The following is an 18,344-nucleotide window of genomic DNA, read 5'->3' as shown; positions in this document are numbered from 1 at the left end:
ACATATGTAGTCACAAATGCGAAAAAACAGCGGAAAATCCGACAGATTCACAATTACCCACTTTTTTCAAGGGCCGGATTTTCTCGGAACGCCATGCATAACCGCTGCAACCCCGATGATTGACATCTGCCACTTTCAACTCGAACATAGCCGCCCCAAAACATCGGCACCTGCCGCAACCGCTGTATCGCCCGATGCTTTAAACGCTGCAAATCGCCAATACTTCAAGGAGCTTCCATGGAAGACGACAAGGATATCTCGCCGCTCGACAGTTCTGCTCAAGGCACTGTCAAAGTCGATAATAAACAGACGGCACATCCGATAATGGCTGACAGTGAAGCGTTCGATCCCTCTACGCTGGATTATTCGTCCGTGCCATTGTTCGAAGGCTTACAGGCAAGCCGTTCCAGAGAAGATATAACCCGGGAAGTCATCGCCCATTATTCGCCCTTCGTACGGTATGTTCCGCAGTTGATCTGCCAGAGCGCCGAAGACATGGAAGTCGATCCGATCTTCGCCGCGCCGTCCGTGATGCAGGCAGAGGGTCAGTTTCTGGCCCGGGAACATCTGTTGTCCGGGGTGCGCATCAACATTCCGCGCTCGTCGAAACTCTGGACGGGCGACCAGCTGCGACTGCGCTGGGGCTCCGGCACCTATTGCAGCCCGGTGGGCGAACCGAAAAGCCGCAAGGGCCCGCGGGAAATCCGCTGGCTCAGCGGCCGGCACCTGAGCCGCAGCCACAACGGCCTGATCGAAGTGAGCTACGAGGTGTTCCGTCGCTCGCGGCTGGTGGGCATCTCCGAGTCCCTGACCCTGATGCTGATCGGCGAAATGAAAGTCGATCATCTCTCAAAGGAACAAGCGCGGCTCCGTGCAATTCGCCGGCGCCAGCGCTTCCAATAAGCCCGGCACTGATCTCGTCCACATCGGCATGAAAAAGCCCCGGCGACAAGGCTGTCGCCGGGGCTCGTCACGCAGTCAATCAGCGCTTCGCGGTATCAGAACGTCAACCGCAAGCCCAGATTGGCCCCCCACGGCTGCTCCACATGCTCGCCCTTCATGTAATCGAAGTCGGCGTGCAGCTGCAGGCGCTCGGACAGCGACACCGAAACGCCAGCGCCGAGTTCGGCCCGCGAGCCGAACAGGTCGTTGTCGAAGCGCTGGTCGTTGACCTTCACGTCATTGCTGCGGGAGAACTCGTGGGCAGCCGCCACGCGCACATAAGGCTGCACCACACCGCCATCCTTGAGGGTGAACTGCCGCCCGACAGAGGTGCCGAGCTTGCCGAGGATCGACTGGGTCTGCGCGGTTTTCGCCTGCAGGCCGTTGTCCAGCCGGTAGCTGTCGCCATCGATCCACACGCTCGACAGCTGCGCATAGGGCTCGACGAAATAGTCATCCGCTAGCTTGATGTGCTTGCCGAACTCCAGCGAACCGCCCACGGCCATGTTGCTGTAGTCACCCTTGGCCTTCTCGCCGTCGCTCATTGCCACCTTGGAGGTGTTGTGGAACTGGTTGACCTTGAGCACGCCGTCCAGATAGTAGCCCTCCTCCGACAGCCAGGTGCCATACGCGCCCAGGTAGTAGCTGTCGACCTCACCGGAACTGCCCCGGCTCAGGTCCAGGCTCGACTTGCTGTAACCGCCCATCAGGCCGACCAGCAGATGCCCGGCACTGACCGGCACCGGCGCATCGGCACCGAACGACAGCCCGTGCTGCTTCTGCTGATAATCCACCCCGGCATCCAGCGACGCCTTGAAGCGGCTGCCATAGCTGCGCATCCAGCCACCGCCCTCCTCGCGCCCACGCACCTCGCCCATGCGGCTGCGCAGGGTGGTCAGCTCGCTGTTCCAGATCGTCGGCCCGACATTGAACAGCGCCAGCGCGCTTTGGGTCGAAGGGCTGATGGTCTTGCCGGAACCGACGATGAACCAGTCGTTGCCTTGTTGTTCAAGGGCGTAGGAATAAACGCCCAGATCGGCGCGGCCACCCCTAAGGCCGAACTGCGCATCGCCGCCTTCGGTGTGCACCACTCGCAAGCCTTCGAACTCGGCGGGCACCACTTCCTGCCCGGTGTTGCGGACATTCAGCAGATGCCGGCCAGAAGCTTGCCCCGCTACATTCAGCAAGTCGCCCGTACCGTTATCGAGGTTGATGCCCATGTGGAACAAGCCGCGACCGGACAACTGCCCGACCGTCAAGGTATGGAAGCCGTCTTCAGCGAACCCGACACTGCCGCCATCCATCGCCAGCGAATTGACCGAATTGTCGCCCGCCAGTTGCCAGTGCCCACTGGAATCGATCACCACGGCGTTGCCGTTGATGATGTTGCCATCCAGGCGGGCGTGATTGCGCAGGGCAATGTTCAGGGTGCTGGTGTCATCGGCGACCATATCGCCGGTCAGGCGGCTGTCGTTGACTTCTACAGTCGCAGTACTTTCCTGCATGACATCGATCAGACGGCCGTTACCCGCTTCAAGAGTAGAGCCATTGGCGATCAGAATGTCTGCAAAGGTCTTGTACTCCAAGCCCTCTATCTCCCGTCGGACTTCGATTGCTGCGCCCGATCTGGCAGTGATAGTGGAGTCATCGATGTGCAGGCGATTGATCAGATCCAGCGCCTTTTCCCCGTGATGAATGATACGAACTCCTTTCTCATCGCCAACGACGTGGCTCTTGTCCAGGACGTGCGCAATTCCACCCGCCAGGTTCAAGCCTCCATTATCACTGGTAGAGGTTGGCCTTCCGCTGCCTTCAACGTACGAACGCACCAACCATATCTCCCCTGTAGCCCCCACACCGACTCCAAATCCCCTCCCTTTGATAAGGCTGTCTTCAACGCGGGCTGTTGAGCGGGCGACCGGATCAGTTGACCTCGTAATCAACCGTAGGCCACTTTCATTTTCGTTGAGAATGGTTGCCTGTTTTAATCGGGCCTCACCAATACTGATACTAACCCTCCCGCGCACTTCACCCGAATCGATATTCACGCTGGAGCTTGATACATCAATGTTCTTGACGACAGCTCCCTCAACCACATTCAGCGTGCCGTTATTTGAAACCCGATAATTGAATGCCTCTGTAGAGGCGCTCACGGTATGCGAAATACCGTCGACATCGACTGTGTCGGAGTCGCGGTTATCGGGTGCGTGACTTTCTACAACAGCGTCAGCCTCAATTAACCCCGTGCCCTCATCTCTCCCGAGCACCGCCTGCTTGGCTGATAGCAACGGCGAGAACAACCCAATAGATAATGCAAGCAGGCTTCTCTTGCACTGGCTTGATATGACTTTCTTCGTAGACACCTTATCCCCTCCTGTACATGGGGGCGCCATGTTGAAGACCAGTCAAAAAAAATTCAGAAAAATTGAAAAAAAATAAAAGTAGGAATTTTCCCCACTGCCTGCAAGTTTCGTCCTACTCAAAAATCGCGAAAAACCGAGGTTTTGCTGGGGTTGATCGAGAAAAGCATGCAGCACTTGCTGCTCGAATTTTTTTACAACTTCCTACATACCTAAAATATTCCTACAACCGGCCAGAAATCACGGCATTGACCGGCCGCAAAATTTGCGATTAGTTTGAATGAGAACTGGAAAACACCTGTTCAGCACGACGCGCAGGGGTTTACCGAACGCCCCCGCTCGTGGAAATCGGATACACTCAAAGGACTTGTCATGAACGACATCAAGCAAACACCTGTCATCATTCGCAGCCGTAAGAATCAGGCACTCGCTCCTCTCGAAGCGCCAGATATCGCGGTTGCATTTCATGATGAAGACAGCATGGGACTGATTCCAGTATCGGCACTTGGCGCTCCCATCGTCGTGGATTTGAAAGTATGGGAAGCGGCTGAAAAAGATTACCTGTACCAGTTAGCCTGGAATGGAAGTGGTTATGGAGAAGAAAAAGTCATTCTGGAAACCGATAAACCAGGAGACCCTCTGACACTTGAACTTCCGGTGGAACTGCAGACCGAAGGGCGTCATATCCTGGCTTACCGTGTTTATAGTCCAAACACGGAAATTGAAACTTTCTCCGAGCCGTTTCCGGTGATCATTGACCGAACCGCACCTGGCAAACCGCAACTCTCGGCCATTCACTTTCCGGTCGAAGTACAGAACGGACTGACGCTCGCCGAACTGGAACAATTGGGCAATAAGCTGCCTGCTCAAATTGCGGGCTACACCGGCATGGCGAAGCACGACACCGTCCGGACGTACTGGGGCGAGATCGAAGGTCCGACCGCCACCGTGGACGAAGACGACATGGGCCTGAACAAGGTGACGTTCGACTTCTCCAGAGAGTTTCTGGAGTCCATTGCGAACGGCCCCCACCCTGTCAAATACACAGTAACCGATCGTGCGGGGAACGTATCGGACGATTCGCTGGCCGCGGATATCCTGCTGTTGCTAGAAGAAATCCCGGCTAACTATCCAGCGCCGATCATCGATCCGACACTGGGCGAATTGATTGACTATGCCGAAGCGAAGCCGGGTGTCCAGGTTGATATTCCTCATTACCCCGGTGCGAAGGAGTTTGACCAGATCACCCTTTACTGGGGCGCAGAAACTCCGATGTTTCCGGTGCAACTGCCACCAGGAAACGAGAACGAGGACATCGTACTGTCATTACGAGTCCCCTATGAAACCATTGCACTCAAACCGATTGGTGAAGTCTCCGTCAGCTACACCGTCACTCGCCAGAACCAATTGAACGGTACGTCACTGCCCTCGGCGATTGATGTATATATTACGTTGCCTATTCCAGAGCCGATGACAGCGCCCGTCATCCAGGGCACCAGTCTTGAAAACCCGGACGTCACCGACAACTTCATTGACGAGGATGACTACGAGCTCAATAGCCGCGCGATTGTCGCCTGGAGCGACGCGTTCCGACTAAACGATGATATCAATCTGTATTGGGGAGACCAGCAACGGCTGCAGTGGCATCAGATCAATGAACAGGACATGGCTGCAAAAAAAGATCTGATTATCCCGATCGCCAATTCCATCATGAAGACCCAGGGAACAGGAGCACAGATCCCCGTTCGCTATACCGTGATCCGACTCGGCAACCCAAATCCGGCGACCTCACCTTCGCAAAATGTCACTGTTCGCTCTAAAGAGGAACTGCCAGGAGGTACGGAAGGCATCGACGGTCCGGTATTCAAACTCACTGCTAACGGATATATCTCCCTCGCCGTGGCGCCTGATGGAACTAGCGGTCTTGTAGCACCCTATGTGAACATCGCCGAAAACCAGAGGCTTCTTTTCACATTTAAAGGCTTCGATCTGGGCAACAATCCTATTGAGGCCGCGACACTCACGGCCACCCGCGAACTGGATGACGTGGACATTGTCAACGGCTACAGCTTTAAAGTTCCGCATAACAACCTCAGCACCATCTGCACGGGTTTCTGCGAGGCGTACGTCCGAATTGAACCCGCGCCAGGCAGTAACCAAAGTGCAGTCACCTCGCGAATTACTCGAGTCCGTGTTGACATGCGAGACCCAAGCGAGAATTTCTGCAGACTTCGTCCATAACAAAGACCAGCAACCCGGCAGGCGCGACAGTTGTCGCCCTGCCCTCTTTAAAGCCGAAGGAAAATAAAATGAAACAACAAGATGACGGAACACTTAACAACATGCAATTGGATCGCCCCACTGTTCCCGTTGCACAGGAAGGCGGATTGATTCCAATCGAGCACTATGCTTCTCCCATCACGGTAAACTTCCTCGTCTGGCCTGCTGCTGAGCCTGGGTATACGTATCAATTGGTATTTGATGGTCAACCTGTGCCACCGGAAAAAGATATTCTGGATTCGCATAAACCGGGAGACCCACTGGAGGTGGAAATTCCAGTCGAGCTTGTGACCGAGGGCTTTCATTCTGTTGCGTATCGCGTCTTCAGTCCAAATACCGAGATTGAGGTTTTTTCAGAAAGTACTCCCATCCAAATCGACAAAACCGCCCCCGGCGCCCCCGACCTCGGACCTATCCTCCTCCCCCCGGAAGTCCAGGACGGTCTGACCTCGGACGAACTGGAAGCGATGAACAACGTCCTGCCAGGCCGCATCGCCGGGTACACCGGTATGACAGCAGGCGACGTGATCCGTACCTATTGGGGCGTGGTGGAAGGTCCGCTAGTCGTGGTCGACGCCAATGACATGGGGTTGCAGCGAGTAATGGTGGATTTCCCCCGCGCTTTGCTGGAACAGATCGGTGACGGGCAGCAGGCGGTGCATTACACCGTGACTGACCTCGCGGGCAATGTGTCGAAGGAGGCTGAGGTTACAGCCGTCGATTTAAAGCTGTCCGTCCTCACGCCCCTCCCCAACCCCACCATCAAGGAAGCCCCGGCCAACATCCTCGACCCGGCCAACGCCCTGAACGGCGCAACGCTGGTGGTCCAGGCGTCGGCCAATTTGCGTGAGGGTGAGAAACTCTCCGCGCGTTGGGACGGGCCCAAGGGCAGTGATGTGAAAGAGCTGACGGTGTCGGCCGAGCAGGCAGGTACAGAAGTTTCGCTGGTGTTTGCCAGTGCGCTGGTGACGGTCAATGATGGGCAGACGGTCGAGGTGGGGTACAGCGTGATCCGGCGCAGCGGCGTGGTGCAGGATTCGGAGACGGTGGCGGTGCGCATCATGAGTGCGACGCTGGACTTGCCAGCGCCGACCGTGGACACCGTGGGGCCTGACGGCGTGCTGCGGCCTTCGCTGATCATCGGCCCGCAAGCCACTGCCCGGGCCAGCTATCGCGGCATGGCGCCAGAGGACACGGCGCGCATTCGTTGGGTGGGTAAAACCACTTACGACGGCCCGCCGCAGACCGTTGGCGACAGCAGCCATCTGCAGTTCGCCATCCCCAGAAACTACATCGACGAGGCCGAAGGTGGCGACGCGACGGTGACCTATCGGGTGACGCGCAATGGCAGCGAATCCGAATCGCAACCCTTGCAGTTGACCGTTCGCGAGGGCATGAAGCTGGACACCTCGCCAGCGGCGCTGAACGGCAAGGTCTACCTGTTGCCGGGTTCTCCCGAGCTGCTGCCGGCGTTTCCCAGCGGCACCACGGTCAGGCGAACAGCCACTGGCGGCCGCCCTCCTTATACCTACGCCAGCAGTAACCCGCAGGTGGCGCAGGTCGATGCCGAGGGGCTGACCTCGGTACGAAGCAATGGCAGCGCGACGATTACGGTGACCGACGCTTCGGGCGAGAGCAAAAGCTACACGGTGTCGGTCACGGGGGTCATCGAATGCCACGGCGTAGGCTCGGGCAGCCTGACCCAGGTGTCGAACGCCGCTTCGGGGATCGGCGGGCGTGTACCGACGATTCAGGAGCTGATCGAGATCTACAACACCTACGGCAACCGCTGGCCGATGGGCAATGGCAACTATTGGTCGTCGACGGTGGCCAAGAACGTGCTCGGCGCCAAGTGGTATTACGTGAAGAACCTCAACACCGGCAAGGACTTCATGTTGCTGCACCACAACGCCAGCCTGGGCGTCGCGATTCGTTGATGTTCGCCTGCACCAGCCGATGCCCGGCTGGCCAGATCACACCTGAAGGCGTCTGCGTGGTGGCGGCGCCTTCACTCAGGTTTTTTCATATTTCCCACGGACTGGAATGACCATGACTGACGTTACTCATTCGACACCTGATCACCCATCGAGCCTGCAGGCCATGATCAGCGGCAAGCCTTTCGTACTGTCTCAATTGTCGGCAGTGGCGTGCCTGCGCTCGGAACTGGAAGCGCCCGGCACCCGCCCCATCTGGAAGATTCATGCGGTGGGCAAGGTTGCACACCACCGCACGGTGCTGGGGTTGTTCATCGATCAGACCCTGGCGCCCGGCACGTATGACCTGGTGCACGACGAGCGTCTGGCCATGGTCTATCACGTCACCCCTGCGCAGTTTTTCCAGCTGTATCACGCCCGGGATCTGCAAAGCGGCAGCGTGACCCTGCTCGAATGCGATGTACAAAGCGGCCGGTTGCGCGGCACCTTTGCGATGAGCATGCCCCATGCAGGACTCGAGATCACCGATGGCGGGTTCGATCTGTTTTGCGCGCAGGTTGCGCCGCCCGCCTCGTCACCCCAGTAGTCGGCGGGCGATGCACTCGGCGGTGTCCTGCAGACACTGCTCATAACTCACGCCCGCCGCTTTCAACGGCTTGAGGTCATGGTTGGCGGTGGGCAGCCAATGCACCTCGATGGCGGGTGATAGCGTATAGCCTTCGACGGTCTCGCGATTGCCCAGCGCATCGCGCTCGCCCTGGACGATAAGCGTGGGCGTGCGCAATTCGGCCAGGTGCTCGACCCGGGGCTTCTCCGGCTTGCCGGCGGCGTAGAACGGATAGCCCAGGCAGATCAGCGCGTCGGCCCCCAGTTCATCGGCCGAGATACTGGCCATGCGCCCGCCCATGGATTTGCCACCGATGGCCAGGCGGCCTTTGACCACCGGCCGCACGGCCTCGTACACCTCGCGCCAGCTTTCCAGCAACTTGGCCTTGGGATTGGGCGGGCGTTTGCCGCCATCGATGCGGCGCTGGGCCATGTAGGGGAATTCGAAACGCAGCACGCCAACGCCCAGTGCAGCCAGGCGCCGGGCGATGTCGTTCATGAAGTCGCTGTCCATCGGCGCGCCTGCGCCGTGGGCCAGAATCAGTGTTGCCGCCTGATCGGCCACGGTGGCCGGGGCGTTCCACAACCAGCCATGCAAGTGCGCCAGTTGCGCACATTGATCGGCATCAATACGCGCCGGGTGTTCTTTGCTCATGCTGGTCTCAGTCCAGAAAAGTCCTTGCGGGACGCCATTATGCCCAAGCACTGCTGGCACAACAGCCCTCTCTCAATAGCCCGCCCGACAGCCGCGGTTCAGGATGGCGACTCTACCCTGCCAGAGCTTTCGGAGAAAACCAGCGATACCCTGAGCGCCCCAACCCGCACGCAACCGGGCGGTTTCAGTGACCGAACAGGACTTTTTTCCGGCGCCGGCCGATCAACCGCGACGATCGCCGGCCTCATTTGCCAGCTCGGGCCAAATTTCTGGGCAGTTGAAAAGCGCAATCGTCAGCGGATTTTGTATACAACTTTCGGCGTAAAAACACTCTACCGAAGTACAGGGAAAGTAGGGAGAGAATCGTTTCAGCCCATGCCGGAAATCGATGTGCGCCGCACCCTGCAACGGGGTGCGGCGGTTAACTCCTTGCACAGCGCGAGGTGTCAAACTTCTCTCTCTTGGGGCTTTCATCGCGAGCCGTTCGCGTCTAAGCTTGCGTCCACGGTGGTCCGGCGACAGCTGGCCACAGGATCAGTGAAAGGATTGTGCACGACCTCCACACCCTCTTGCAGGCAGACCGCAGGGCCCGGTTTGTCACCCGCAGGGTTGTATACAACTAACGGCATTCACGCGCGCCGCCTCACTCGACCTGTTTCCCCGCCCTTTCGGCCCACTCCGGCAACTCCGCCTGTCGCCCTATTGCGCAGCGAGTCGCAGAAATACCGCATCCCGTCTTTGCGTAGCCCCCGTCTCGCGCTTGTTGCGCGGCAAAACGTCTACGCTTTAGTCGATGTTGCGGCCGTTACCACTCTAATAAAATACCCAAACCGTGGAACCTTAGAATGAGCACAGCAATCAGTCCGACTGCTTATAACTATAAGGTAGTCCGCCAGTTCGCCATCATGACGGTGGTCTGGGGCATCCTTGGCATGGGGCTCGGTGTCTTCATCGCCTCACAACTCGTGTGGCCTGACCTGAACTTCGGTCTTCCCTGGACCACGTTCGGACGCCTTCGCCCGCTGCATACCAACCTTGTGATCTTCGCCTTCGGCGGCTGCGCGCTGTTCGCCACCTCTTATTACGTGGTGCAGCGAACCTGCCAGACGCGGCTGATCAGCGACGGCATGGCGGCCTTTCACTTCTGGGGCTGGCAGGCGGTGATCATCGGCGCGCTCGTCACCCTGCCGATGGGTTACACCACCACCAAGGAATACGCCGAGCTTGAGTGGCCGATCGCCATTTTGCTGGCCATCGTCTGGATCACCTACGCGATGGTGTTCTTCGGCACCATCGTCAAGCGCAAGACCAAGCACATCTATGTCGGCAACTGGTTCTACGGTGCGTTCATCGTGGTGACAGCGATGCTGCACATCGTCAACCACATGTCGCTGCCGGTGAGCCTGTTCAAGTCCTATTCGGCCTACTCGGGCGCCACCGACGCGATGATCCAGTGGTGGTACGGGCACAACGCCGTAGGTTTTTTCCTCACCACGGGCTTTCTGGGGATGATGTACTACTTCGTGCCCAAGCAGGCCGAGCGGCCGATCTACTCCTATCGCCTGTCAATCGTGCACTTCTGGGCGCTGATTACCCTGTACATCTGGGCCGGCCCGCACCACCTGCATTACACCGCGCTGCCGGACTGGGCGCAGTCGCTGGGCATGGTGATGTCGATCATCCTGCTGGCGCCCAGCTGGGGCGGCATGATCAACGGCATGATGACCCTCTCCGGTGCCTGGCATAAATTGCGCACCGACCCGATCCTGCGCTTTCTCGTGGTGTCGCTGGCGTTCTACGGCATGTCAACCTTCGAAGGGCCGATGATGGCGATCAAGACCGTCAACTCGCTCTCGCACTACACCGACTGGACCATCGGCCACGTTCACGCAGGCGCTTTGGGCTGGGTGGCGATGATTTCCATCGGCGCGGTGTACCACATGATCCCGCGCCTGTATGGCCGGCCGCAGATGCACAGCATTGCGCTGATCAACGCACACTTCTGGCTGGCGACCATCGGTACCGTCCTTTATATCGCCTCGATGTGGGTCAACGGCATCACGCAGGGCCTGATGTGGCGTGCGATCAACGATGACGGCACCCTCACCTATTCCTTCGTCGAAGCGCTGCAAGCCAGCCATCCGGGCTACATCGTCCGCGCCCTGGGCGGTGCGTTCTTTGCCAGCGGCATGCTGTTCATGGCCTACAACGTGTTCCGCACCGTGCGTGCGTCCAACGTTGAAGAAGCCGAAGAAGCCGCCCAGATCGCTGTCATGGGAGCGCACTGATGATCAAGCACGAATCACTCGAAAAGAACATCGGCCTGCTGTCGATCTTCATGGTCATCGCCGTGGCGGTGGGTGGCCTGACCCAGATCGTCCCGCTGTTCTTCCAGGACGTCACCAACAAGCCGGTCGAAGGCATGAAGCCGCGCACGGCACTGGAGCTCGAAGGCCGCGACGTGTTCATCGCCAACGGCTGCGTGGGCTGCCACTCGCAGATGATCCGGCCGTTCCGCGCCGAAACCGAACGTTACGGCCATTACTCGGTGGCCGGTGAAAGCGTCTGGGATCACCCGTTCCTGTGGGGTTCCAAGCGCACCGGGCCGGACCTGGCCCGGGTCGGCGGACGCTACTCGGACGACTGGCACCGCGCGCACCTGTACAACCCGCGCAACGTGGTACCGGAATCGATCATGCCGGCCTATCCGTTCCTGGTGGAGAACAAGCTCGACGGCAAGCTGACCGGACGCAAGATGGAAGTGCTGCGCAATCTGGGCGTGCCCTACACCGACGCCGACATCGCCGGCGCCGGCGACGCCGTCAAGGGCAAGACCGAGATGGACGCACTGGTGGCCTACCTTCAGGGCCTGGGCACCATCATCAAGAGCAAACGGTGATCGCCATGGATATCGGGATGATTCGCGGCCTGGGCACCGTCGTGGTGATGGTGGCCTTTATCGGTCTGGCGTTGTGGGTGTTCAGCCCCAAGCGCAAGGCCGAGTTCGACGATGCGACCCTGCTGCCCTTTGCCGATGACCCCGAGGCCATCAAGCACCTCGAGCAAGATTCCGGGAGCCACAAAGAATGACTACGTTTTGGAGCCTGTACGTCACCGTACTGTCGCTGGGCACGATCTTCTGCCTGACCTGGCTGCTGCTGGCGACCCGCAAGGGCCAGCGCGCCGACACCACCGACGAGACCGTCGGCCACTCCTTCGACGGCATCGAGGAGTACGACAACCCGTTGCCCAAATGGTGGTTCATGCTGTTCATCGCCACCATCATCTTCGCCCTGGGTTATCTGGCGTTGTACCCGGGCCTGGGCAACTGGAAAGGCCTGCTGCCGGGTTACGACTACGTCGACAACGACAAGAAGATCGCCTTCTCCAACGGCCAGACCGGCTGGACCGGCGTGCATGAGTGGGAGAAAGAGATGGCCCGTTCGGACGCGCGTTTCGGTCCGATCTTCGCCAAATTCGCGGCCATGCCCATCGAAGAAGTGGCCAAAGATCCGCAAGCGCTGAAAATGGGCGGCCGCCTGTTCGCCTCCAACTGCTCGGTCTGCCACGGCTCCGACGCCAAGGGCGCCTACGGCTTCCCCAACCTGACCGACCAGGACTGGCGCTGGGGCGGCGATCCGCAGACCATCAAGACCACCATCATGGGCGGCCGCCACGCGGTGATGCCGGCCTGGGGTGAAGTGGTCGGTGATCAGGGTGTGCGGGATGTGGCGGCGTTCGTGCTGACTCAACTGGACGGGCGCAAGCTGCCGGAAGACGCCAAGGCGGACCCTGCCAACGGCCAGAAAATCTTCGCCGCCAACTGCGTCGCCTGCCACGGCCCCGAAGGCAAGGGCACCGCCGCTCTGGGCGCGCCGAACCTGACCCACCCGGCAGCGTTCATCTATGGATCGAGCTTTGCGCAGTTGCAGCAGACCATCCGCTACGGCCGCCAGGGCCAGATGCCTGCGCAGGAATTGCTGCAAGGGAACGACAAGGTGCATTTGCTGGCGGCGTATGTGTATAGCCTGTCGCAGGGGGACAAAGGGGCGGATGCGCAGTGACAGGAGCGAGGGGTTACAGCCTCTCGCTGCGACAAGAGAACGGCGCTTTCCCTGGTTACATTTTCGACGTTGAGAGATGGTCGTAACAGCGATAGGATCCCTCTTCATTCACGAAGTAGAAACATTGCTACATGCATGAGGAGGAAATGCCGATGATAACGACGATCTCCAGCCGCGAGTTCAACCAGGACACGAGCGGCGCCAAGAAAGCCACCAAGGAAGGCCCGGTGTTTATTACAGACCGAGGACGCCCAGCCCACGTGCTGTTGACCATAGAGGATTATCAAAAGCTTGCGGGCGGGTCGGTCAGCATTGTCGACATGCTCGCCATGCCGGGCATCGAAGACATCGATTTCGAGCCAGAGCGGACCATTGTCGTATCTCGTGAAGTGGATCTCTTCTGATGTATCTGCTCGATACCAACGTGGTTTCTGAACTGCGAAAAAGCCACAAGGCAGAGCCCAGTGTACTGAGATGGGCCAGACAGATCCCAACTCCCAGCCTTTATATCAGCGCCATTACGGTGCTGGAGCTGGAGACCGGGATTCTCAGGGTGGAGCGACGCGATTCGGCTCAGTCGAAGTTACTCAGAAGATGGATGGAGCACAGTCTGCTACCGGCGTTCGCGGGGCGAATCCTGCCGGTCGACGCCGCTGTCGCCATCCGCTGCGCTGGCCTTCATGTGCCAGATCCGCGCAGTGAATATGACGCGATGATTGCGGCGACGGCGTTGGTACATGGCATGGCGGTTGTGACCCGCAATACTGCTGACTTTGTGGAAAGCGGCGTTGAGGTGATCAATCCCTGGTTCAGCCAGTTGAACGAAGATCGCGCGCCCTACGTAGTTGAGGCTTCGCAGTAACGTCAGCGCCTGCGGATCCATTGAGCGCAGCCCTGAGATTTAAAGTTTCACCCCGCCGATACTCCAAGGGACCGACTAAAGTCACAGGGGTATCATGAGCGGTAACACAACCATCACTGACCCGGATCGGCACGTACTGGCCCGGGCACACGTCCACTGCCGTGTGACGCATGAATGAGCACGCTTGAATGAGCACGCTGCGATGAGCAAGCAAATACCGGTGCACAACGTCACCCCACCGACCAAACAAGAGAGTGACACGGTCGATCTCTACGCGTCACGGGAGAAGATCTACACCCGGGCGTTCACCGGGATCTTCCGCAATCTGCGGATCGGCGGCGGGATCGTGCTGTTCTTGCTGTACTTCGGCACGGTCTGGCTCGACTGGGGTGGCCATCAGGCGGTCTGGTGGAATCTGCCCGAGCGCAAGTTCTACATCTTCGGCGCCACCTTCTGGCCGCAGGATTTCATCCTGCTGTCGGGCATTCTGATCGTGGCGGCCTTCGGCCTGTTCTTCATCACGGTCTACGCCGGACGCGTCTGGTGTGGTTATACCTGCCCGCAAAGCGTGTGGACCTGGGTGTTCATGTGGTGCGAGAAGGTCACAGAAGGCGATCGCAACCAGCGCATGAAACTGGACAAGGCGCCCATGAGCGCCAACAAGTTCGCACGCAAGTTCGCCAAGCACAGCCTGTGGCTGCTGATCGGGCTGGTGACCGGGCTGACCTTCGTCGGCTACTTCTCGCCGATCCGCGAACTGGTCATCGATTTCTTCACAGGGCAAGCCGATGGCTGGGCCTATTTCTGGGTCGGCTTCTTCACCCTGGCCACCTACGGCAACGCCGGCTGGCTGCGCGAGCAGGTGTGCATCTACATGTGCCCTTATGCGCGGTTCCAGAGCGTGATGTTCGACAAGGACACCATGATCGTCTCCTACGACCCACGTCGTGGCGAGCAACGCGGCCCGCGCAAAAAGGATCTGGACTACAAGGCTCAGGGGCTGGGCGACTGCATCGACTGCACCATGTGCGTACAGGTCTGCCCCACCGGCATCGACATCCGCGACGGCCTGCAAATTGAGTGCATCGGCTGCGCGGCCTGCATCGACGCCTGTGACACCATCATGGACAAGATGAATTACCCGCGCGGCCTGATCAGCTACACCACCGAGCACAACCTGTCAGGGCAGAAGACCCACAAGCTGCGCCCGCGCCTGATCGGCTACGCGGCGGTGCTGCTGGTGATGATCGGCGTGCTGACCAGCGCGTTCTTCATGCGCTCGCTGGTGGGCTTCGACGTCAGCAAGGACCGCGTGCTGTACCGGGAAAACGCCGAGGGCCGGATCGAAAACGTCTACAGCCTCAAGGTGATGAACAAGGATCAGGTCGACCACACCTACGTCCTTGACGCCACCGGCCTGCCGGACCTCAAGCTGCAAGGACGGCGCGAGATCAAGGTGGCTGCGGGCGAGATTTTCACCATGCCGGTGGAGCTGTCGGTGTCGCCGGAGCAACTGCCGTCCAGCACCAACGAGATTCATTTTATCCTCAAGGATATCGAGAACAGCGGCACCGAAGTCCAGGCCAAGAGCCGGTTCATCGGGCCGCAGGTTCGTTGAGCCCTTTATGTTCAAGAGCAACCCGACATGAGTGCAGTCACCGCTTCGAGCCCCTGGTACCGCCACCGCTGGCCCTGGATCATCATCGGCATGCTGGCCTGCTCGGTCAGCCTGACCGTGGCCATGGTGACCATCGCCGTGGACAACCCGGACAATCTGGTCAACGACAACTATTACGAGGCCGGCAAAGGCATCAACCGCTCGCTGGACCGCGAGCTGCTGGCACAAAGCCTGAAACTGCGCGCCACCGTGAGCCTGGATGACGTGACCGGCGAGACCGACCTGCGCCTGACCGGCAACAGCCAGCCGGAGACCCTGATCCTCAATCTGATCAGCCCGACCCAGCCGGAAAAGGACCGCAAGATCATCCTGGCGCGCAACCCGGCACAACCGGGGCGGTATGTCGGGCAAATGAGCGACCGGGTCGAAGGCCGCCGCTTCGTCGAGTTGCTGGGCGTGGAGAACAGCCAGACCTGGCGCCTGTTTGAAGAAGAAGCCATCAGCCGCGACAAGGACCTGATCCTGGGTGACGAGCCGCTTCAGGGTGCCGAAAAGAAGTGATGACGTGAACGCTCCGATCCTCTGCTTTCATTGCGCCCTGCCCGTTCCACCCGGTGATCGTTTCAAGGCCGTCGTGCTCGGTGAATCCCGTTCGTTCTGTTGCCTGGGCTGCCAGGCGGTGGCGCAGGCCATTGTCGATGGCGGCCTGGAAAGCTACTACCGCCATCGCAGCGAAGCCTCGATCAATCCTGGCGCCTTGCCCGCGCAATTGCTCGACGAGCAGGCGTTGTATGACCGCCCCGATGTGCAGGCGCCTTTCGTCAGCCATGCAAGCGATCTGGCCGAAACCACGCTGCTGATCGAAGGCGTCAGCTGCGCGGCCTGCGGCTGGCTGATCGAGCGTCATCTGAGAACCTTGCCCGCCGTGGCTGAAGCGCGCCTGAACCTGTCCAACCATCGGCTTTACCTGCGCTGGGACGACGCAGCGCTGCCCTTGAGCCAGGTGCTGCGCGAACTGCGGAGCATCGGTTATGCCGCCCACCCCTGGCAGGCCGATAAGGCCACCGAGCAATTGGCCGCCGAAAACCGCCGCAGCCTGCGCCAGTTGGGCGTTGCCGGCCTGCTTTGGTTTCAGGCGATGATGGCGACCATGGCCACCTGGCCGGAATTCAACATCGACCTGAGCCCGGAAATGCACACCATCCTGCGCTGGGTGGCGATGTTTCTGACCACACCCATCGTGTTCTACAGCTGCGCGCCGTTTTTCAAGGGTGCGCTGCGTGACCTGCGCACGCGACAACTGACCATGGACGTCTCGGTGTCGCTGGCGATCGGCCTGGCTTATGTGGCCGGGATCTGGACTGCGATCACAGGCAACGGTGAGTTGTATTTCGATGCGGTGGGCATGTTCGCGTTGTTCCTTTTGACCGGGCGCTATCTGGAGCGCCGCGCCCGACAACGCACCGCCGCGGCCACCGCGCAACTGGTCAACCTGCTGCCGGCCTCGTGCCTGCGCCTGAACGAGGATGGCCAGAGCGAGCGCATCCTGCTCAGTGAACTGCGTCTGAATGATCGAGTGCTGGTGCATCCCGGCTCGGTATTGCCCGCAGATGGCAGGATCATCGCGGGCCAATCGAGCATCGACGAATCGGTGCTGACCGGCGAATACCTGCCTCAGCCCCGAGAAACCGGCGATGCGGTGACCGCCGGGACGCTCAACGTCGACAGCGTGCTGACCATTGAAGTCCTGGCCCTGGGTGAGAGTACCCGCCTGTCGGCCATCGTGCGCCTGCTGGAGCGAGCACAGTCGGAAAAGCCCAGGTTGGCGCAGATCGCCGACCGCGCCGCGCAATGGTTTCTGCTGATATCGCTGAGTGCGGCGTTGGTGGTTGGCGTGGTCTGGTGGCAGATCGACCCGGCCCGGGCATTCTGGATCGTGCTGGCGATGCTGGTCGCCACCTGCCCTTGCGCGCTGTCTTTGGCGACGCCAGCGGCCCTGACCACTGCGACGGGCACCCTGCATGGGCTGGGTCTGCTGCTGACCCGCGGCCATGTGCTCGAAGGCCTGAACCAGATCGACACGGTGATTTTCGACAAGACCGGCACGCTGACCGAAGGCCGCCTGACCCTGCGCGCCATCCGCCCGCTGAATTCGCTGCACAGTGACCAGTGCCTGGCCCTTGCCGCCGCGCTGGAACAGCGCTCCGAACACCCCGTCGCCCGCGCGTTCGGCCACACGCCGCTGACGGCTGAAGTGGTGAGCAACACGCCGGGACTGGGCCTTGAAGGGCGCGTCGACGGGCGACAGCTGCGCATCGGCCAACCGGCTTTTGTCTGCGAACTGAGCAAAAGCCCGGTTCCAGAGATGCCAAACGAACCCGGCCAGTGGCTGCTCCTGGGCGACGAACAGCACCTGCTGGCCTGGCTGATGCTCGATGACCGCCTGCGCGATGACGCAGCGGCCCTGATCGACGCCTGCCAACAACGTGGCTGGAAAACCCTCCTGCTCTCGGGCGACAGCTCACCCATGGTGGCAAGCGTGGCCGCACAGTTGGGCATCAATGAGGCGAAAGGTAGTTTGCGCCCGGATGACAAACTGCAGATCCTCCAGCAACTGCGGGCTGAGGGCCGCAAGGTGCTGATGCTCGGCGACGGCGTCAACGACGTGCCGGTACTGGCCGCCGCAGACATCAGCGTGGCGATGGGCTCGGCCACCGACCTTGCCAAGACCAGCGCCGACGCGGTGCTGCTGTCCAATCGCCTGCAGGCGCTGGTTCAGGCCTTCACCCTCGCCCGCCGGACCCGGCGCATCATCAATCAGAACCTGGCCTGGGCAGGCCTGTACAATGGCGTCATGTTGCCGTTTGCTGCGCTGGGCTGGGTCACGCCGTTGTGGGCAGCGGCGGGCATGTCGGTCAGTTCGTTGATCGTGGTGCTCAATGCCCTGCGCCTGGCCCGCACGCCGGGTGAGCCTGCCGCTGTTGCCACGCAAGCGGCCCCACGCCCCTTGCCCGCATAAAGAC

15 protein-coding genes are annotated in these 18,344 nt (G+C 60.0%); 13 read left to right on the top strand and 2 right to left on the bottom strand.

Going from position 1 to position 18,344, the window contains the following annotated elements:
• Window positions 1-237: 237 nt before the first annotated feature.
• Window positions 238-903: a hypothetical protein gene (locus tag AC1MEK_RS11930; protein ID WP_480396488.1), complete on the top strand. Its 666-nt coding sequence runs from the start codon at window positions 238-240 to the stop codon at window positions 901-903.
• A gap of 95 nt (window positions 904-998) precedes the next feature.
• Here the strand turns inward: AC1MEK_RS11930 and AC1MEK_RS11925 are convergent, their stop codons facing one another.
• The gene (locus AC1MEK_RS11925; protein ID WP_480396487.1) at window positions 999-3,335 is read right to left on the bottom strand and encodes an autotransporter outer membrane beta-barrel domain-containing protein; all 2,337 of its coding nucleotides are present in this window, start codon (window positions 3,333-3,335) and stop codon (window positions 999-1,001) included.
• Between the two features lie 339 nt (window positions 3,336-3,674).
• Between AC1MEK_RS11925 and AC1MEK_RS11920 the strand changes: the two genes are divergently transcribed.
• The 3 genes from AC1MEK_RS11920 (at window position 3,675) to AC1MEK_RS11910 (ending at window position 8,102) form a co-directional block, all read left to right on the top strand.
• The gene (locus tag AC1MEK_RS11920) at window positions 3,675-5,543 is read left to right on the top strand and encodes a hypothetical protein (protein ID WP_480396486.1); all 1,869 of its coding nucleotides are present in this window, start codon (window positions 3,675-3,677) and stop codon (window positions 5,541-5,543) included.
• A 101-nt stretch (window positions 5,544-5,644) separates the two neighbouring features.
• A complete protein-coding gene (locus tag AC1MEK_RS11915; RefSeq protein ID WP_480396710.1) occupies window positions 5,645-7,519 on the top strand; it encodes an Ig-like domain-containing protein in 1,875 nt (624 codons plus the stop codon).
• A gap of 112 nt (window positions 7,520-7,631) precedes the next feature.
• Window positions 7,632-8,102, top strand: a complete 471-nt coding sequence (locus tag AC1MEK_RS11910; protein WP_480396485.1) for a hypothetical protein — start codon at window positions 7,632-7,634, stop codon at window positions 8,100-8,102.
• Here AC1MEK_RS11910 and AC1MEK_RS11905 read toward each other — a convergent pair.
• Window positions 8,091-8,777 carry an alpha/beta family hydrolase gene (locus AC1MEK_RS11905; RefSeq protein ID WP_480396484.1) on the bottom strand — a complete coding sequence of 229 codons (687 nt, stop codon included), beginning with the start codon at window positions 8,775-8,777 and terminating at the stop codon, window positions 8,091-8,093. The two genes, AC1MEK_RS11910 and AC1MEK_RS11905, sit on opposite strands and share 12 nt — an antisense overlap.
• A gap of 845 nt (window positions 8,778-9,622) precedes the next feature.
• On the opposite strand from AC1MEK_RS11905, the gene ccoN reads away from it, so the two are divergent.
• From ccoN to AC1MEK_RS11860, 9 genes are all read left to right on the top strand, one after another.
• Window positions 9,623-11,065: a cytochrome-c oxidase, cbb3-type subunit I gene (gene ccoN, locus AC1MEK_RS11900; RefSeq protein WP_480396483.1), complete on the top strand. Its 1,443-nt coding sequence runs from the start codon at window positions 9,623-9,625 to the stop codon at window positions 11,063-11,065.
• Window positions 11,065-11,676 carry a cytochrome-c oxidase, cbb3-type subunit II gene (ccoO, locus tag AC1MEK_RS11895; protein ID WP_480396482.1) on the top strand — a complete coding sequence of 204 codons (612 nt, stop codon included), beginning with the start codon at window positions 11,065-11,067 and terminating at the stop codon, window positions 11,674-11,676. Before ccoN ends, ccoO begins: the two co-directional genes overlap by 1 nt.
• Window positions 11,677-11,681: 5 nt before the next feature.
• Window positions 11,682-11,867 (top strand): cbb3-type cytochrome oxidase subunit 3, encoded by a 186-nt coding sequence (locus tag AC1MEK_RS11890; protein ID WP_480396481.1) that lies wholly within the window; start codon window positions 11,682-11,684, stop codon window positions 11,865-11,867.
• Window positions 11,864-12,841 (top strand): cytochrome-c oxidase, cbb3-type subunit III, encoded by a 978-nt coding sequence (gene ccoP, locus AC1MEK_RS11885; RefSeq protein ID WP_480396480.1) that lies wholly within the window; start codon window positions 11,864-11,866, stop codon window positions 12,839-12,841. Before AC1MEK_RS11890 ends, ccoP begins: the two co-directional genes overlap by 4 nt.
• Before the next feature lie 152 nt (window positions 12,842-12,993).
• Window positions 12,994-13,245, top strand: coding sequence for a type II toxin-antitoxin system Phd/YefM family antitoxin (locus AC1MEK_RS11880; protein ID WP_480396479.1), 252 nt, complete (start codon window positions 12,994-12,996; stop codon window positions 13,243-13,245).
• Entirely contained in the window at window positions 13,245-13,703 is a 459-nt protein-coding gene (locus AC1MEK_RS11875; RefSeq protein WP_480396478.1) for a PIN domain-containing protein, read from the top strand. The genes AC1MEK_RS11880 and AC1MEK_RS11875 overlap by 1 nt, the downstream gene beginning before the upstream one ends.
• 202 nt (window positions 13,704-13,905) lie before the next feature.
• Window positions 13,906-15,321 carry a cytochrome c oxidase accessory protein CcoG gene (gene ccoG, locus AC1MEK_RS11870; RefSeq protein WP_480396477.1) on the top strand — a complete coding sequence of 472 codons (1,416 nt, stop codon included), beginning with the start codon at window positions 13,906-13,908 and terminating at the stop codon, window positions 15,319-15,321.
• A 27-nt stretch (window positions 15,322-15,348) separates the two neighbouring features.
• Window positions 15,349-15,882, top strand: a complete 534-nt coding sequence (locus AC1MEK_RS11865) for a FixH family protein (RefSeq protein WP_480396476.1) — start codon at window positions 15,349-15,351, stop codon at window positions 15,880-15,882.
• 4 nt (window positions 15,883-15,886) lie between these two features.
• Entirely contained in the window at window positions 15,887-18,340 is a 2,454-nt protein-coding gene (locus tag AC1MEK_RS11860) for a heavy metal translocating P-type ATPase (RefSeq protein WP_480396475.1), read from the top strand.
• The last annotated feature ends 4 nt before the right edge of the window (window positions 18,341-18,344 follow it).

The organism is Pseudomonas sp. 2 (genome assembly GCF_056627435.1).
This window is presented reverse-complemented; position numbering and strand designations above follow the sequence as displayed.

Bases quoted from the DNA above. Each gene is read 5' to 3' on its own strand.
- AC1MEK_RS11930 (WP_480396488.1), top strand. From the start codon at position 238: ATGGAAGACGACAAGGATATCTCGCCGCTCGACAGTTCTGCTCAAGGC.
- AC1MEK_RS11925 (WP_480396487.1), bottom strand. From the start codon at position 3,335: ATGGCGCCCCCATGTACAGGAGGGGATAAGGTGTCTACGAAGAAAGTC.
- AC1MEK_RS11920 (WP_480396486.1), top strand. From the start codon at position 3,675: ATGAACGACATCAAGCAAACACCTGTCATCATTCGCAGCCGTAAGAAT.
- AC1MEK_RS11915 (WP_480396710.1), top strand. From the start codon at position 5,645: ATGCAATTGGATCGCCCCACTGTTCCCGTTGCACAGGAAGGCGGATTG.
- AC1MEK_RS11910 (WP_480396485.1), top strand. From the start codon at position 7,632: ATGACTGACGTTACTCATTCGACACCTGATCACCCATCGAGCCTGCAG.
- AC1MEK_RS11905 (WP_480396484.1), bottom strand. From the start codon at position 8,777: ATGAGCAAAGAACACCCGGCGCGTATTGATGCCGATCAATGTGCGCAA.
- ccoN (WP_480396483.1), top strand. From the start codon at position 9,623: ATGAGCACAGCAATCAGTCCGACTGCTTATAACTATAAGGTAGTCCGC.
- ccoO (WP_480396482.1), top strand. From the start codon at position 11,065: ATGATCAAGCACGAATCACTCGAAAAGAACATCGGCCTGCTGTCGATC.
- AC1MEK_RS11890 (WP_480396481.1), top strand. From the start codon at position 11,682: ATGGATATCGGGATGATTCGCGGCCTGGGCACCGTCGTGGTGATGGTG.
- ccoP (WP_480396480.1), top strand. From the start codon at position 11,864: ATGACTACGTTTTGGAGCCTGTACGTCACCGTACTGTCGCTGGGCACG.
- AC1MEK_RS11880 (WP_480396479.1), top strand. From the start codon at position 12,994: ATGATAACGACGATCTCCAGCCGCGAGTTCAACCAGGACACGAGCGGC.
- AC1MEK_RS11875 (WP_480396478.1), top strand. From the start codon at position 13,245: ATGTATCTGCTCGATACCAACGTGGTTTCTGAACTGCGAAAAAGCCAC.
- ccoG (WP_480396477.1), top strand. From the start codon at position 13,906: ATGAGCAAGCAAATACCGGTGCACAACGTCACCCCACCGACCAAACAA.
- AC1MEK_RS11865 (WP_480396476.1), top strand. From the start codon at position 15,349: ATGAGTGCAGTCACCGCTTCGAGCCCCTGGTACCGCCACCGCTGGCCC.